Source organism: Pseudomonas sp. Pc102 (assembly GCF_018408275.1).
GTDB classification, from domain to species: domain Bacteria; phylum Pseudomonadota; class Gammaproteobacteria; order Pseudomonadales; family Pseudomonadaceae; genus Metapseudomonas; species Metapseudomonas tohonis.
Genome location: NZ_AP021905.1, coordinates 6,407,358 through 6,422,274, shown reverse-complemented (window position 1 = coordinate 6,422,274; position 14,917 = coordinate 6,407,358). Strand labels below are relative to the sequence as shown.

The following is a 14,917-nucleotide window of genomic DNA, read 5'->3' as shown; positions in this document are numbered from 1 at the left end:
GCGGTTTTCTATGCAGGATTCTTGATAAGAATTATCATTCGCTGCCTTTCGAAGCCCCGGTCTTATCCGGAGCGCGCCTCAGCAGTGATCCGATGTCCGATTCCGACGCCCCGGCCGAGCCCCGGCCGCAGACCTCCGACGAGCCATTGGCGCGCGAGGACCTGCTGCGCGTGTTCCTCGCCCAGCGGGAGCGGATGGAGGCGCTGGTCAGCCGGCGCGTCGGCTGTCGCGCCACGGCGGCGGACCTGGTGCAGGACCTGTTTCTGCGCTTCTGGCGGCGCCCCGCGGCACCGGTGGAAGACCTCGCCACCTACCTGCTGCGCAGCGCCCACAACCTCGCCATCGACCACATGCGCAGCGAGGGTGCGCGGACCCGTAACGAGGCCGGCCTGGCGCTCGAGCAGGACGAGGCGCCGCCCCCGGAGGTGGCGCTGGAGGCCGGGCACGACCTGCGGCATGTCGACGCGGCGTTGCGCTCGTTGCCCGAGCGCACGCGCCACATCTTCCTGCTCAACCGCATCCACGGCAGCACTTATGGCGACATCGCCCGCGCGATGGGGCTGTCCCTGTCGGCGGTGGAAAAACATATGATGCGTGCCTTGGAAGCCTGCAAGGCCAGCCTGCTGGACAGGCCGGCCGTCATCTCGCCGGGGAGCGCGAAACCATGAGTCTCGATCAGCAGCGGCCCAGCGCCGCCAGCACCAGCCAGCAGGCGGCCGAACAGGCGGCGTGGCTGTGGATCGGGCGCATGCAGGGGCGGCCCTCGGCGGCCCAGCGCGAGGCCTTCGAGCGCTGGCTCTACGCGGATGTCACCCACATCGAGGCCTACGCCCAGGCCCAGGAACTGTGGAAGCGCACCTGGCCCGCGGCCTCCGCGCTGGCCGCCGAGGAGGATGCACGCCTGCGCCAGTACCTGGTGCGCATGGCCGAGCGCCCGGCGGCCGGACGGCGCTGGGGCGCCGTGCTGGCGATGGCGGCGAGCCTGGCCCTGGTGGTCTGGGGCGGGGGCTGGAAGCCCGTCGACTGGCTGCAGGACCTGGGCGCCGACTACGTCTCCGCGCCGGGCGAGATACGCACGCTGACGCTCGCCGATGGCTCGGTCGTCACCCTGGACGCCGACAGCGCCGTGAGCGTCGACCTGCGCGCCGACGAGCGTCATGTCGAGCTGCGCCGGGGTGCGGCCTTCTTCGAGGTCAGCCACGGCGAGGTGCCTTTCGTGGTGGAAGCCGCCGGCGGCGAGGCGCGGGTGCTCGGCACACGCTTCGGCGTGCGCCTGCGCCATGGCGGCGCGCGGGTCACGGTGGAGCAGGGCAGGGTGGGCGTCACCGCTGCGCCCGGGCAACCGCAGGCCGTGCTCGGTGCCAACCAGCAGCTCGCCTACAGCGATGGCAGGGCCGCCGAGGCCTGGACCGTGGACGCCCCGGCCCAGCTGTCCTGGCGCGAAGGTCGCCTGACCTTCTACAAGACGCCCCTGGCCGATGTGCTGGCCGACCTCGCGCGCTACTACCCCGGCCGTATCGTCCTGCTGGATGACGAACTGGCCGCGCGCCGCATCAGCGGCAGCTTCCCCAGCAACGACCCCCACGCCATCCTCGACTCCCTGCGAGCCGTGGTCGGCTTCCGCCAGCACGAGGTGCTGGGGCGGCTGATCGTCCTGCGCTGAGCCGGCGTGACTCAGGGGCACGGATCGATGGATTCGTGTCCCGTGGAACGCCGCCCGCCCATCTGCGGAACATCGGCCCCGCAGGGGCGAGTGGCGCTGCCTGCATGAGCGGTTGTGAACCTGATGCGAAGCCTCAAGCCCGGTGCTCTTCGAGCATTCATGGCGCCCTCACGTCCACCGCGCGGGTTTCGCTTCGCGCTACGCCACCCTACGGGAGCCACTGCGCCCCGAGAGCGCTGCCGGGCCGAAGCCCGGGCTACCCGTCAGAGGCCATCCAGCGCCTGCACGAAGTCCGCGACGATGTCGTCGGCGTCTTCGATGCCCACCGAGACTCGGATGGTGCCGTCGTGGATGTCGAGCTCCGCCAGGGCCTCGCTGGAAAGGGCGCGGTGGCTGGTCTTGCCCGGGTGGGTGATGCTGCTCGCCACGCCGGCCAGCGAGGGCGCGAACGCGGTGCGCTGCAGGCCGCGGATCAGGCCGTCCACCTCCGCCAGGCCACCCTTGAGGGTGAAGCTCAGCATGCCCGAGGCGCCCTTGGGGAACAGCCGCTGGGCCAGCGCGAAGTCCGGGTGCGAGGGCAGCCCCGGGTAGAACACCTTCGCCACCTTTGGATGGGCCTCCAGCGCCTCGGCCAGGGCCTGGGCGTTGGCCGAGTGGGCCTTCATGCGCAGGGCCAGGGTCTTGGCGCCACGGAAGGTCAGCCAGGCTTCGAAGGGGCTGGCGCTGCCGCCGGCATTGATCTGGAAGCGCCGCGCCTGGGCGATCCATTCGGCGTCGCCGACGAGGATGCCGCCGGTGGCGTCGCTGTGGCCGTTGAGGTACTTGGTGGTGCTGTGCAGCACCAGGTCGGCGCCAGCGGCCAGCGGGTTGTAGAGCGCCGGGGAGAGGAAGGTGTTGTCCACCAGCAGCTTCAGCCCGTGGGCCCTGGCCAGCTTGGCCAGGGCGGGGATGTCGCTGATGCGCACCAGCGGGTTGGAGGCCGTCTCGGTGTAGATCAGCCGCGTGGCCGGGGTGATGGCCGCCTCCACCGCCGCCAGGTCGTTGATCTCCACCAGGGTGGCGGTGATGCCGAAGCGCGCCAGTTCCTTCTCGATCAGGCTCTGGGTGGTGCCGTACAGCTCTCGGCTGGCAATGAGGTGGTCGCCGGCATTCAGCCGGCCCAGCAGCGCCGCGCTCACCGAGGCCATGCCGGAGGCGGAGAACAGCGCCGCCTCGCCACCTTCCAGGTCCCGCACCAGCTGCTCCAGCGCCGCCTGGTTGGGGTTGGCGATGCGGGTGTACATGTAGTTGTCCGGGTTGCCGGCGAGGAAGTCGTCCACCTGTTCCAGGTTGTCGTAGACGAACACCGAGGACTCGTAGATGGGCAGCGTCTTCGGGCGGGTGACCATCTTGTGGTCGACATCGTTGCCGCTGTGCACCGCGCGGGTGGAAAGGCCGGGTCTGGATTCAGGCATGGAGTCCTCCGAGAAATCGTGCGGAATGGGGGCAATGCCACCACCCAAAAAAGAACGCCGACGATAGTCGAGACTCGTCGGCGTGAGGAGAGGCGTGGGCACAGGCGGTGCCCACACCATCGTGGCTCGGGGGGGGCGATCAGAAGGCCGGGACTACCGCGCCGGAGTACTTCTTCTCGATGAAGGCCTTCACTTCCGGGCTGGTCAGCGCGGCGGAGAGTTTCTTGATGGCGTCGCTGTCCTTGTTGTCCGGGCGGGCGACCAGGTAGTTCACGTAGGGCGAGGTGCGGTCTTCCAGCACCAGGGCGTCCTTGGACGGGTTGAGCTTGGCTTCCAGCGCGTAGTTGGTGTTGATCAGGGCCAGGTCGACCTGGTCCAGCACGCGCGGCAGCAGGGCCGCTTCCAGTTCCTTGAACTTGAAGTTGTGCGGGTTCTCGGCGATGTCCTTCGGGGTGGCCAGGGCGTTGCTCGGGTCCTTGAGCTTCAGCAGGCCGGATTTCTGCAGCAGGAGCAGGGCGCGACCGCTGTTGCTGCCTTCGTTGGGGATGGCGATGGTGGCGCCGTCCGGCAGCTCCTTCAGGGATTTGTACTTGCTGGAGTAGCCACCGAAGGGCTCGACGTGCACGCCCTTGACGATCACCAGGTGGGTGCCCTTGCCGCTGTTGAAGTTGTCCAGGTAGGGCTTGGTCTGGAAGTAGTTGGCGTCCAGGTGCTTCTGGTCGACCTGCAGGTTCGGTTGGACGTAGTCGGTGAAGACCTTCACTTCCAGATCCACGCCTTCCTTCGCCAGCTGCGGCTTGATCAGCTCGAGGATCTCGGCATGGGGAACCGGGGTGGCGGCGACGGTGAGTTTCTCGGCGGCGCTGGCCAGGGAGGCGGAAAGGGCGGCGGCCAGGGCGGTGAGGAGCAGGGTCTTCTTCATGAGGGTCCTTGGTGTTCGGCAAGCTCCGGCTGGATCATCAGCCGCGAGCGGGGTGTCGGGGTTCCCGGTCTGGGTGTTGCCGGGTTGGATGCGACACTACGGCGATTTTTTATAACCAACAAATATCGTTTTATTATTTTTATATTCCATTAGTGCCTTGATCAGGCGGGGCACGGAAGTGGCTCCAGCGTGCATCGATGTCGCTTCTGCGAATTGCTCCCAACGCCGTCGCTCACTAGAGTGATGCCCCATCTCCCGCAACACGAAGCCCCGCCATGATCGCCGCCGCCCTCGCTCGCGTCCCCCGCCTCGAACTGGTCACCTCGCCGACTCCCCTGGAGCCGCTTGCGCACCTTTCGCGCCAGCTCGGCCGTGACATCCGGGTCAAGCGCGACGACATCACCCCCTTCGCCCTCGGCGGCAACAAGGTGCGCAAGCTCGAATACCTGGCCCAGGACGCCCTGGCCCAGGGCGCGGATGTGCTGGTCACCGCCGGTGCCATCCAGTCCAACCACGTGCGCCAGACCGCCGCCCTCGCCGCGCGCCTGGGCCTGGGTTGCCTGGCGCTGCTGGAAAACCCCATCGGCACCGCCGACCGCAACTACCTGGAAAACGGCAACCGCCTGCTGCTGGATTTGTTCGGCACCGAGGTGCAGTTGGTGCCCAACCTCGACACCGCCGACCAGCTGCTGGCCGAGGCCGCCGAGCGCCTGCGCGCCGAAGGCCGCACCCCCTACGTGGTGCCCATCGGCGGTTCCAACGCCCTCGGTGCACTGGGCTACGTGCGTGCCGGACTGGAGCTGGCCGAGCAGATCAAGGCCGGCGGCGTGCGTCCATCCGCCGTGGTGCTGGCCTCCGGCAGCGCCGGCACCCACGCCGGGCTCGCCCTGGCCCTGGAACACACCCTGCCCGGCATCCGCGTGGTGGGTGTCACGGTGTCGCGCCCCGACGCCACCCAGCGCCCCAAGGTGGAAGGCCTGCTGCAGCGCACCGCCGAACTTTTGGGCGTCCCGGTGCCCACGGGGCTGCGCGTGGAGTTGTGGGACCAGTACTTCGCCCCGCGCTACGGCGAGCCCAATGCGGGCACCTTCGGCGCCATCCGCCAGGTCGCGTCCAGCGAAGGGCTGCTGCTCGATCCCGTCTACACTGGCAAGGCGTTCGCCGGCCTGCTCGATGGCCTTGAACGTGGGGCCTTCGAGGGGAACGGCCCGGTGATCTTCCTGCACACCGGCGGCTCGCCCGCGCTCTTCGCCTACCACAGCGCCGGAGATGCGCAGGCTTGAGTGCTTATTCCCTTAATGGCGACAATCCAAACTTATTATTATTTTATTGAATAAAGCGACATCCCCAGAATTGCCACACTTTCGCCACCTGTCCCGTGAGGCTCACCCATGAAATTCGCAACCCTGCGTCGTCAATTCCTCATCGGCACCCTGGGCCTCGCCCTGGGCGCCAGTTTCGTCGGCAACAGCGCCGTGGCCGGCGAGCTGCTGCAGCAGATCAAGGACAAGGGCTCGGTCAAGGTCGGCCTGGAAGGCACCTACCCGCCCTTCAACTACCAGGATGAGAACGGCAAGCTCACCGGCTTCGAAGTCGAGTTCGCCGAAGCCCTGGCCAAGGAGCTGGGCGTGAAGGTCGAGTTCCAGCCGAGCAAGTGGGACGGCATCCTCGCCGCGCTGGAGTCCAAGCGCCTGGACCTGGTGATCAACCAGGTGACCATCTCCGAGGAGCGCAAGAAGAAGTACGACTTCTCCACCCCCTACACCGTTTCCGGCATCCAGGCCCTGGTGCGCAAGGGCAGCGAGGACAGCATCAAGAGCGCCGCCGACCTGGCCGGCAAGAAGGTCGGCGTGGGCCTGGGCACCAACTACGAACAGTGGCTGAAGGAAAACGCGCCGAAGGCCGATATCCGCACCTACGACGATGACCCCACCAAGTTCCAGGACCTCAACGTCGGCCGCATCGACGCCATCCTGGTGGACCGCCTGGCCGCCTTCGAAATGGTCGAGAAGACCGGTGGCCGCCTGGCGGTTGCCGGCGAGCCCTTCTCCCGCCAGGAGGCCGGCATCGCCCTGCGCAAGGGTGACCCGGAACTGCTCGCCGCCCTCGACAAGGCCATCGCCAAGCTGAAGGCCGACGGCACCCTCAAGGCGATCTCCGAGAAATGGTTCAAGGCTGACGTGACCCAATGATCGAAACCAGCCTGCAACTGGCGCTGGACTCCGCACCCTTCCTGCTCAAGGGTGCGCTCTACACGGTGGTACTGAGCCTCGGCGGCATGTTCTTCGGACTGCTGCTGGGCTTCGCCCTGGCCCTGGCGCGCCTCTATGCCATCGCCCCGGTGCGCGGCCTGGCGCGGGTCTACGTCTCGTTCTTCCGTGGCACCCCGCTGCTGGTGCAGCTGTTCATCATCTACTACGGCCTGCCCCAGCTCGGCCTGGAGCTGAGCCCACTGCTGGCGGCGCTGATCGGCTTCTCGCTGAACATGGCCGCCTACACCTCGGAGATCCTCCGCGCCGCCATCGCCTCCATCGACAAGGGGCAATGGGAAGCCGCCGCCAGCATCGGCATGAGCCGCAGCCAGGCACTGGTCCGCGCCATCCTCCCGCAGGCTGCGCGCACCGCCCTGCCACCGCTGGGCAACAGCTTCATCTCGCTGGTCAAGGACACCGCGCTGGCCGCCACCATCCAGGTGCCGGAGCTGTTCCGCCAGGCACAGCTGATCACCGCGCGCACCTTCGAGATCTTCACCATGTACCTGGCCGCCGCGCTGATCTACTGGGTGCTCGCCACCGTGCTGTCGCACTTCCAGGCCCGGCTCGAAGCGCGGGTCAACCGCCATGAACAGGACAGCTGATGATCACCGTCCGTAACCTGACCAAGTCCTTCAAGGACCAGGCGGTGCTCAAGGGCATCGACCTGACCATCGAGCCGGGCGAAGTGGTCGCCATCATCGGCCCCAGCGGCTCGGGCAAGACCACCCTGCTGCGCTGCCTCAACCTGCTGGAAGAGCCCGACGGCGGCACCATCCAGGTGGGGCGGATCGAGATCGACGCCAACCAGCCGCTGAAGCAGCAGCAATGGCTGATCCGCCAACTGCGCCAGCACGTCGGCTTCGTGTTCCAGAACTTCAACCTCTTCCCCCACCGCACCGCGCTGGAGAACGTCATCGAAGGCCCGGTGGTGGTGAAGAAGGAACCCCGCGAGCGCGCCATCGACCGTGCTCGCAAGCTGCTGGCCAAGGTCGGCCTGGCGGGCAAGGAAGACGCCTACCCCAAGCGCCTTTCCGGCGGCCAGCAACAGCGGGTGGCCATCGCCCGCGCCCTGGCGATGGAACCGGACGTGATCCTCTTCGACGAACCCACCTCCGCCCTCGACCCCGAGCTGGTGGGCGAGGTGCTGACCACCATCCGCGGCCTGGCCGAGGAGAAGCGCACCATGGTCATCGTCACCCACGAGATGAGCTTCGCCCGGGATGTGGCCAACCGCGCGATCTTCATCGACAAGGGCGTGATCGTCGAACAGGGCGACGCCAAGACCCTGTTCAGCGCCCCGAAGGAAGAACGTACCCGGCAATTCCTCGCCAAGTTCCTAGTGGGTTGAGCGGTCGCCCCGACGACCTCCTGTAGGGGCGACTTCAGTCGCCAAGCGGGCCACAAGCCCGCCCTGCGGAATCCATGGGACCGCTGCGCGGTCCTTGGGCGAATGAATTCGCCCCTACAGCCGTAGCTCATTCGCGCCCTCAGACCGATCGTTCCGACGAACCTCTGTAGGGGCTACTTCAGTCGCCAAGCGGGCCGCAGGCCCGCCCTGCGGAATCCATGGGCCCGCTGCGCGGTCCTCGGGCGAATGAATTCGCCCCTACACGACCAAAGCCCATGCATGGGGTCCTAAGGCCGCCACACCGCACTCCCGACATCCACCCGCTTCGGCAGCAGCCGGTTCTCCAGGAACAGGTCCGCCGTGCGCTGCTGGGCGGCGGCGATGTCGTCGGTGACCGGGCCGATGGGCGAGGCCGGGCGGTGCTGGAAGCTGCGCTCGATCACTGCCGGGGGCAGGCCCATGAACTTCGCCAGCAGGGCGATGCTGCCGTCGCGGTCGCTGCGGGTCAGGGCCTCGGCCTCCGAGATCACCCCCAGCACCTGCTGCACGAACGCCGGGTCGGCCTCGGCGTAACCCCGCGCGGCCAGGTAGAAGGGCCCGCTCAGCCCCAGCCCCTCGCCATTGGCAAGCAGCCGTGCATGCCCCTCCAGCTCCATGGCCGAGTAGTAGGGATCCCAGATCGCCCAGGCGTCCACGCTGCCCTGCTCGAAGGCAGCGCGGGCATCCGCCGGGGTGAGGAACAGCGGCTGGATGTCGGCCATGGACAGCCCCGCCGCCTTGAGCGCGCGCAGCAGCAGGTTGTGGGCGCTGGAGCCCTTCTGGAAGGCCACCTTGTGCCCCTTGAGCTCGGCCACCGAGCGGATCGGGCTGCCCTCCGGCACCAGGATCACCTCGGCCTGGGGCTTGGGCGGTTCGGCGCCGACGTAGAGCAGGTCGGCCCCGGCGGCCTGGGCGAAGATCGGCGGGATGTCGCCGGTGGAGCCCAGATCCAGGCTGCCGACGTTGAGCGCCTCGAGCATCTGCGGGCCGGCGGGGAACTCGATCCACTGCACCCGGGTGGCGGGGAAGCGCTGCTCCAGCAGGCCGTGTTCCTTGGCCAGCACCAGGCTGGCGGAGCCCTTCTGGTAGCCGATGCGCAGGGTCGCAGGGTCGGCCAGGGCGCCTTGGGCCAGGGCCAGCAGCGCCAGCAGCGCGGCGCCCAGTCGAAGTCGTTGCATGCTCAGGCCTGCCAGTCGGTGGAGGGTTTTTCCCAGAGGTTGATGCCGCCTTCCACGGCGTGGCGGTCGATCTCCGTCAGCTCCTCGGCACTGAAGGCGAGGTTGTCCAGGGCGGCGACGTTCTCGACGATCTGCTCCGGGCGGCTGGCGCCGATCAGCGCCGAGGTCACCCGCGCATCGCGCAGGGTCCAGGCCAGCGCCAGCTGGGCCAGGCTCTGGCCCCGGCGCCGGGCGATCTCCGCAAGGGCGCGGGCACGGGCGATGTTGGCCTCGGCCAGGTGCTCCGGGCGCAGCGAGGCGCCGCCGGGGCGGTTGACCCGCGCATCCGCCGGCACGCCGGTGAGGTACTTGTCGGTGAGCAGGCCCTGGGCCAGCGGGGTGAAGGCGATGACGCCGGTGCCCAGTTCCTCGGCGGTGGCCAGCAGGTCCTTCTCCACCCAGCGGTTGAACAGGTTGTAGGCCGGCTGGTGGATCAGCAGCGGCACCTTCCACTCCCCCAGCAGCGCGGCGAGCTCGCGGGTCTTGCCCGCCGAATAGGACGAGATGCCCACGTACAGCGCCTTGCCCTGCTGCACCGCGCTGGCCAGGGCGCCGGCGGTTTCCTCCAGCGGCGTGTCGGGGTCGAAGCGGTGGGAATAGAAGATGTCCACATAGTCCAGCCCCAGGCGCGCCAGGCTCTGGTCGAGGCTGGCGAGCAGGTACTTGCGCGAGCTGCCGCCCTGGCCGTAGGGACCGGGCCACATGTCCCAGCCGGCCTTGGTGGAGATCACCAGCTCGTCGCGGTAGGCGCGGAAGTCTTCCTTGAGCAGGCGGCCGAAGTTGATCTCGGCGCTGCCGTAGGGCGGGCCGTAGTTGTTGGCCAGGTCGAAGTGGTTGATGCCCAGGTCGAAGGCGGTGCGCAGCAGGGCACGCTGGGTGTCGAGGGGCGTGGCGTCGCCGAAGTTGTGCCACAGCCCCAGGGACAGGGCCGGCAGCACCAGCCCGCTGCGGCCGACGCGGCGATAGGGGATGCGCTCGTAGCGGTCGGGGGCGGCGATGTAGGTCATGGAAGGGTCTCGCTTCAGGTTGTCGGGGCCGCGCTGGCGCGGGGCCCCGGTGAATGTCAGGCAGGGCGTGCGAACCGGTTCGCCGGCCGCGCCAGGCCCAGGTGTTCGCGCAGGGTGCGGCCCTGGTACTCGGTGCGGAACAGGCCGCGGCGCTGCAACTCCGGCACCACCTGGGTGGCGAAGTCCTCCAGGCCGGCCGGCAGGTGCGGCACCAGCACGTTGAAGCCGTCGGCGGCGCGGCCTTCGAACCAGGCCTGCAGCTCGTCGGCGATCTGTGCCGGGGTGCCGATCAGGCTGTGGTGGCCGCGCCCGCCGGCGATGCGCCGGCCGAGCTGGGCCAGGGTCAGGTTCTCCTGGCCGGCCAGCTCGGTGAGCAGCTTCTGCCGGCTCTGCTGGCCGTCCTGGGTCAGCGGCAGCTCGGGCAGCGGGCCATCCAGCGGGTATTCGGAGAGGTCGAAGTTGCCGAGCATGCGCCCCAGCAGGGCGACGCCGACGCGGGGCTCCACCAGCGCCTGGAACTGCTCGAACTTCTCCTTCGCCTCGGCCTCGCTGGCGCCGACGACGACGAAGGCGCCGGGCATGATCTTCAGCTCGTCCTCGCGGCGGCCGAACCTGGCCAGGCGCCCCTTGAGGTCGGCATAGAAGGCCTGGGCCTTGGCCAGTGAAGTCTGCGCGGTGAACACCACGTCGGCGGTCTCGGCGGCCAGCTCGCGGCCGGTCTCCGAGGAGCCGGCCTGCACCACCACCGGCCGGCCCTGGGGCGAGCGGGCGACGTTGAGCGGGCCCTGCACGCGGAAGTGCTCGCCCTGATGGGCGAGCACGTGGAGTTTGCCCGGGTCGTAGTACTGGCCGCTGGCCTTGTCGCGGAGGAAGGCGTCGTCCTCCCAGCTGTCCCACAGGCCGGTGACCACCTGGTGGAACTCCCGGGCGCGGGCGTACCGCTCGGCATGGCCCAGGTGGGCCTCGCGGTTGAAGTTGAGCGCCTCGGCGGCGGCGTCGGAGGTCACCAGGTTCCAGCCCGAGCGGCCGCCGGAGATGTGGTCCAGCGAGGCGAACTTGCGCGCTACGTGGTACGGCTCGTTGTAGCTGGTGGTGACGGTGCTCACCAGGCCGATGCGCTCGGTGACGGCGGCCAGGGCGCTGAGCAGGGTCAGCGGTTCGAAGTAGGTGGAGCGGGCCATGTGGCTGGCGATGTCGCCGGTGGGCGCGGCGACGCTGTCGGCGACGAACAGGGCGTCGAACTTCGCCGCTTCGGCGATGCGTGCCAGGTGTCTGTACTGGGCGAAGTCGAGGGTGTCGGCGGGAACGTCCGGGTGGCGCCAGGCGGCCACGTGGTGACCGGTGGCCATCAGGAAGGCGCCGAGGGAGAGCTGTCGGGATCGGGTCATGGTGTCGTTACCGGGGTCGGTGGGGGTGCCGCCCGGCCGCTCTGCGGCGGCTCGGGCGGTTCCTGCACGCAGGCGCGGGTCAGAAGTCGAAATCCTTGCGCAGCTGGACGCCGAAGTAGCGCTCGTCGTCCCGCGGCACGGCGCGGTAGATGTAGCTGCCGCCGCTGGCCAGGGACTGGGCGTAGGAGGTGTCGGCGAGGTTCTTGCCCAGCAGCGCCACGCGCCAGCCGGCGTTGTAGTCGGCCAGGGCGATGCTGGCGTTCCAGATGCCGTAGGTGTCCTGCACGGTGTCCGGGTTCTGGTCGAGGCTGAACTGCACCTCGTCCTGCCAGCTGTAGTCGGTGGACAGTTCCACATCCAGGCCGTTGTCCAGCGGGATGCTGTAGTCGGCGCGCACGTAGGCCTTCCAGTCCGGGGTGAAGGGCAAGCGGCCGCCGTCGATGTCGCAGGTGGCGGCGGCGCCGGGCGGGCAGTTGAAGTGGTCCACCCGCGCCTTGGTGTAGGCCAGGGCGGCGGACAGTTTGAGCTGGCGGGTGGCCTGGAAGCTGGTGTCCAGCTCCACGCCCTGGGTCTTCACGCTGCCGGCGTTGATCAGGCGGGTCACCACCTGGTTGGCCACGGTGTCGAAGAAATTCGCCTGGTAGTCGTCGTAGTCGGTGTGGAACACCGCCAGGTTGGCGCTCAGGCGCTTGTCCAGGGCGGTGGCCTTGAGGCCCAGTTCGTAGGAGTCGGAGGTCTCCGGCTTGAGCGCCCCGGTGTCGCGCGGCTGCATGTTGAAGAACACGTTGTAGGCCGGGCCCTTGTAGCCGCGCGAGTAGGTGGCGTAGCCCATCAGGTCGTCGCTGAAGTCGTACTGCAGGCCGGTGCGGCCGGACCAGCCGTCCTCGTCCACCGAGCCCGAGCTGGCGGTGGAGGGCTGGATGCCGGTGACGGCGGTGGCGGAGGTGGACGTGCGGCGGTGGTCGTACTCCAGGTCGTCGTGGGTCCAGCGCAGGCCGAACAGCGCGCGGAAGTCGTCGGTGAGGTTGAAGGTGTTCTCGCCGAACAGCGCGAGGCTGTCGTTGGTCACGCTGTAGTCGGCGCGGCCGCTGTTGGGGGTGCCGCCGTTGACCGACAGGCGCCGGTAGGTCTCCTCGGAGCGGCCATGGAAGTAGTAGGCGCCGACCACGTATTCGTTGAAGCCGCCCTTGGGCGAGGCCAGGCGGAACTCCTGGGAGTACTGGTCGTAGTCCACCTCGCCCTTGTCGTGGGAGGCGGTCAGCGGCAGCTGCGCCGAGCGGTCGCCGTCCTGGTACTGGGTGTTGTCCCAGCCGCGCCAGGCGGTGATGGAGGTGAGGGTGAAGTCGCCCAGCTTCCAGTCCACCTGCCCGGACAGGCCGCTGTTGGTGTCCTCGACGTAGGTCTTGTAGTCGCTGCGGATGTCGCGGTTGTGGTCGCTCGGCACCACCGGGCGCAGGGCGCTGGCGAAGGCCGCGCTGCTGGTGGAGGTGATCACGCCGCTGGGCAGGGTGTCCTCGCCCTCCATGCGGTCGGCGATCAGGGTCACCTTGAGCGCGTCGTCCGGCTCGAACACCAGCTTGCCGCGCACGCCCTTGCGGTCGTAGCCGTTGACGTCATGGCCGTTGGCGAGGTTCTCGACGTTGCCGTCGTAGCGCCCCAGCAGGGTGCTCAGGGAGCCTTTCAGGGTGTCGCTCAGGCGTCCGCCGATGCCGAAGCGCAGGCGGTTCTCGTTGCCGCCGCCGAAGTGCGAGTAGTCCACGTAGCCGTGGCCCTGCTCGGGCGGGTCCTGGCTGACGATGTTGAGCACACCGGCCGAGGCGTTCTTGCCGAACAGGGTGCCCTGGGGGCCGCGCAGCACTTCGATGCGCTCCAGGTCCAGCAGGTCCAGGGTGGATTGCCCGGGGCGGCCGAACACCACGCCGTCCACCACCGTGGCCACCGTGGGCTCGACCCCCGGCGAGGTGGAGATGGTGCCGACGCCGCGGATGAACAGCGAGGTGTCCTTGTTGGAGGCACCGGTGCGGTAGTTGAGGGTCGGCACCTGCTGGACGATGGCGCCGACGTTGTTGCGGTTGTCGCGCTCCAGCTGCTCGCCCTGCACCACGGAGACGGCCACCGGCACGTCCTGCAGGCTGGCTTCGCGGCGGGTGGCGGTGACGGTCACCGTCTTCAGCGTGGGCGCGGCCTTCTGGCCGTCGGCGGTGCTGTCGGGGGTGCGCTCGGCGGCCCCGGCGGCGCTCCCCAGCGCCGCCAGGAGGATGCCGATGGCCAGCGGGCTGCGGCGCCCGCCGTGGGAGGTGCGAAGGCCGCGCGGTGCGGCCGGATTGCTGTGGATGCTCATGCTCGTTTCACTGCCCTGCGGAGACCAGACGTGCCTGCTGCTTGGCAGGCTCCTTGTGGGCTGTCGCGGTCTGGTCTCGCTCGTGCGAGTGGCAGCAAAAAGGCAGACAGCCGTTGTTTGTTAGCGCTAACATCGCCAGTATCCGAGCGACGCCAATAGATCGTCAAATAATTAAAAATTACTTTTATATGCCTACAAGGATGGTCAATCCATGAGCAGCCCCCGCAAGCGCCGAGGCGCGGGACGCGTCACCCTCAGCGCCGTGGCCGAGCGCGTCGGCGTTTCCGCCATCACCGTGTCGCGCTACTTCAACCAGCCGGAGCAGGTCTCCGAGGAACTGCGCGGGCGCATCGAAACGGCGGTGGCCGAGCTGGGCTACGTGCCCAACCTGGTGGCCGGCGGCCTCGCCTCGGCGCGCGGGCGCATCGTCGGCATGGTCATCCCCAACATCTCCGGGCCGATCTTCGCCAACACGATCCAGGGCTTCAGCGACACCCTGGCGCGTCACGGCTACCAGCTGCTGCTGGCCTCCAGCTACTTCTCCGAGGAACAGGAAGAGAGTGCCGTGCGCGCCTTCCTCGGCTGGTCGCCGGCGGCCCTGGTGGTCACCAGTCATTTCCACAGCCCCGGCACCGAGAAGATGCTCGCCGAGGCGGACATTCCGGTCGTCGAGGTCTGGGACTACCAGCCCGAACGCGCGCCCATGCAGGTGGGGTTCCTCCACCGCGACGTGGGCGTCGCCGCCGCCCGCTACCTGCTGGACAAGGGGCACACGCGCATCGCCTTCGTGCAGAACAGCGCCGCCGGCGACTTCAGCGCCCTGGACCGCCGCGACGGTTATGCCGACACCCTGCGCGCCGCCGGCCATGAGCCCTGGGTCTTCGTGCCCAGCAGCGGGCTGGCACCCTTCGAGGCCGGCAAGCAGGCCATGGAGGCGCTGATGAAGCGCTCGCCACGGCCGGACGCGATCATCTTCGCCAACGACAACCTCGCCGCCGGCGGCCTGCTCGCCGGCCAGCGTGCGGGCCTGGACCTGCCGGGCGACTGCGCGGTGATGGGTTTTGGCGACTACCCGTTCGCCGAGATGCTGCTGCCCAGCCTCACCACCATCCGACCGCCGGCGCTGGAGATCGGCGAGCGCGCCGCCACCCGGGTGCTGGAGGCGCTGGGCGTGCTGCCGGTGGAGGGCGAGGTGGAGCGCCTGAATCTGCTCGACTGCCAGGTCATCGCCCGGGAAAGCGCGTAGAATCCGCGCCCCCTCGCAACAAGCCCTGCCTCTTGCC

13 protein-coding genes are annotated in these 14,917 nt (G+C 68.8%); 7 read left to right on the top strand and 6 right to left on the bottom strand.

Features of this window, described 5'->3' with window-relative positions; genetic code table 11:
• Window positions 1-92: 92 nt before the first annotated feature.
• Together PHLH3_RS29280 and PHLH3_RS29275 are read left to right on the top strand one after the other, a co-directional pair.
• Window positions 93-668, top strand: a complete 576-nt coding sequence (locus PHLH3_RS29280) for an RNA polymerase sigma factor (protein WP_213627184.1) — start codon at window positions 93-95, stop codon at window positions 666-668.
• Window positions 665-1,663, top strand: coding sequence for a FecR family protein (locus PHLH3_RS29275; protein ID WP_213627182.1), 999 nt, complete (start codon window positions 665-667; stop codon window positions 1,661-1,663). The genes PHLH3_RS29280 and PHLH3_RS29275 overlap by 4 nt, the downstream gene beginning before the upstream one ends.
• A 263-nt stretch (window positions 1,664-1,926) precedes the next feature.
• On the opposite strand, the gene PHLH3_RS29270 is transcribed toward PHLH3_RS29275, so the two are convergent.
• Together PHLH3_RS29270 and PHLH3_RS29265 are read right to left on the bottom strand one after the other, a co-directional pair.
• Window positions 1,927-3,117 (bottom strand): PLP-dependent aspartate aminotransferase family protein, encoded by a 1,191-nt coding sequence (locus PHLH3_RS29270; protein ID WP_213627180.1) that lies wholly within the window; start codon window positions 3,115-3,117, stop codon window positions 1,927-1,929.
• 139 nt (window positions 3,118-3,256) lie between these two features.
• Entirely contained in the window at window positions 3,257-4,039 is a 783-nt protein-coding gene (locus PHLH3_RS29265) for a MetQ/NlpA family ABC transporter substrate-binding protein (RefSeq protein ID WP_173176888.1), read from the bottom strand.
• A 275-nt stretch (window positions 4,040-4,314) separates the two neighbouring features.
• On the opposite strand from PHLH3_RS29265, the gene PHLH3_RS29260 reads away from it, so the two are divergent.
• The 4 genes from PHLH3_RS29260 to tcyN all read left to right on the top strand — a co-directional run bounded on the left by PHLH3_RS29260 (window position 4,315) and on the right by tcyN (window position 7,642).
• Window positions 4,315-5,322, top strand: a complete 1,008-nt coding sequence (locus PHLH3_RS29260; RefSeq protein WP_213627178.1) for a D-cysteine desulfhydrase — start codon at window positions 4,315-4,317, stop codon at window positions 5,320-5,322.
• Between the two features lie 108 nt (window positions 5,323-5,430).
• Window positions 5,431-6,231 (top strand): cystine ABC transporter substrate-binding protein, encoded by an 801-nt coding sequence (tcyJ, locus tag PHLH3_RS29255; protein WP_213627176.1) that lies wholly within the window; start codon window positions 5,431-5,433, stop codon window positions 6,229-6,231.
• Window positions 6,228-6,896, top strand: a complete 669-nt coding sequence (gene tcyL, locus PHLH3_RS29250; protein WP_173176881.1) for a cystine ABC transporter permease — start codon at window positions 6,228-6,230, stop codon at window positions 6,894-6,896. Before tcyJ ends, tcyL begins: the two co-directional genes overlap by 4 nt.
• A complete protein-coding gene (tcyN, locus tag PHLH3_RS29245) occupies window positions 6,896-7,642 on the top strand; it encodes an L-cystine ABC transporter ATP-binding protein TcyN (protein ID WP_173176879.1) in 747 nt (248 codons plus the stop codon). The genes tcyL and tcyN overlap by 1 nt, the downstream gene beginning before the upstream one ends.
• Window positions 7,643-7,929: 287 nt before the next feature.
• On the opposite strand, the gene PHLH3_RS29240 is transcribed toward tcyN, so the two are convergent.
• The 4 genes from PHLH3_RS29240 to PHLH3_RS29225 form a co-directional block, all read right to left on the bottom strand.
• Window positions 7,930-8,859 (bottom strand): sulfonate ABC transporter substrate-binding protein, encoded by a 930-nt coding sequence (locus tag PHLH3_RS29240; RefSeq protein ID WP_213627174.1) that lies wholly within the window; start codon window positions 8,857-8,859, stop codon window positions 7,930-7,932.
• A 2-nt stretch (window positions 8,860-8,861) separates the two neighbouring features.
• Window positions 8,862-9,905 (bottom strand): L-glyceraldehyde 3-phosphate reductase, encoded by a 1,044-nt coding sequence (gene mgrA, locus PHLH3_RS29235; protein ID WP_213627172.1) that lies wholly within the window; start codon window positions 9,903-9,905, stop codon window positions 8,862-8,864.
• A 56-nt stretch (window positions 9,906-9,961) separates the two neighbouring features.
• A complete protein-coding gene (locus PHLH3_RS29230; protein WP_213627170.1) occupies window positions 9,962-11,293 on the bottom strand; it encodes an LLM class flavin-dependent oxidoreductase in 1,332 nt (443 codons plus the stop codon).
• Window positions 11,294-11,372: 79 nt separating this feature from the next.
• Window positions 11,373-13,634 (bottom strand): TonB-dependent receptor, encoded by a 2,262-nt coding sequence (locus PHLH3_RS29225; protein ID WP_213627162.1) that lies wholly within the window; start codon window positions 13,632-13,634, stop codon window positions 11,373-11,375.
• A gap of 211 nt (window positions 13,635-13,845) precedes the next feature.
• On the opposite strand from PHLH3_RS29225, the gene PHLH3_RS29220 reads away from it, so the two are divergent.
• Window positions 13,846-14,880, top strand: coding sequence for a LacI family DNA-binding transcriptional regulator (locus PHLH3_RS29220; RefSeq protein ID WP_044407171.1), 1,035 nt, complete (start codon window positions 13,846-13,848; stop codon window positions 14,878-14,880).
• Window positions 14,881-14,917: the final 37 nt, after the last annotated feature.

Bases quoted from the DNA above. Each gene is read 5' to 3' on its own strand.
- tcyJ (WP_213627176.1), top strand. From the start codon at position 5,431: ATGAAATTCGCAACCCTGCGTCGTCAATTCCTCATCGGCACCCTGGGC.
- PHLH3_RS29280 (WP_213627184.1), top strand. From the start codon at position 93: ATGTCCGATTCCGACGCCCCGGCCGAGCCCCGGCCGCAGACCTCCGAC.
- PHLH3_RS29220 (WP_044407171.1), top strand. From the start codon at position 13,846: ATGAGCAGCCCCCGCAAGCGCCGAGGCGCGGGACGCGTCACCCTCAGC.
- tcyL (WP_173176881.1), top strand. From the start codon at position 6,228: ATGATCGAAACCAGCCTGCAACTGGCGCTGGACTCCGCACCCTTCCTG.
- PHLH3_RS29270 (WP_213627180.1), bottom strand. From the start codon at position 3,117: ATGCCTGAATCCAGACCCGGCCTTTCCACCCGCGCGGTGCACAGCGGC.
- PHLH3_RS29260 (WP_213627178.1), top strand. From the start codon at position 4,315: ATGATCGCCGCCGCCCTCGCTCGCGTCCCCCGCCTCGAACTGGTCACC.
- PHLH3_RS29230 (WP_213627170.1), bottom strand. From the start codon at position 11,293: ATGACCCGATCCCGACAGCTCTCCCTCGGCGCCTTCCTGATGGCCACC.
- PHLH3_RS29265 (WP_173176888.1), bottom strand. From the start codon at position 4,039: ATGAAGAAGACCCTGCTCCTCACCGCCCTGGCCGCCGCCCTTTCCGCC.
- PHLH3_RS29240 (WP_213627174.1), bottom strand. From the start codon at position 8,859: ATGCAACGACTTCGACTGGGCGCCGCGCTGCTGGCGCTGCTGGCCCTG.
- PHLH3_RS29275 (WP_213627182.1), top strand. From the start codon at position 665: ATGAGTCTCGATCAGCAGCGGCCCAGCGCCGCCAGCACCAGCCAGCAG.
- mgrA (WP_213627172.1), bottom strand. From the start codon at position 9,905: ATGACCTACATCGCCGCCCCCGACCGCTACGAGCGCATCCCCTATCGC.
- PHLH3_RS29225 (WP_213627162.1), bottom strand. From the start codon at position 13,634: ATGAGCATCCACAGCAATCCGGCCGCACCGCGCGGCCTTCGCACCTCC.
- tcyN (WP_173176879.1), top strand. From the start codon at position 6,896: ATGATCACCGTCCGTAACCTGACCAAGTCCTTCAAGGACCAGGCGGTG.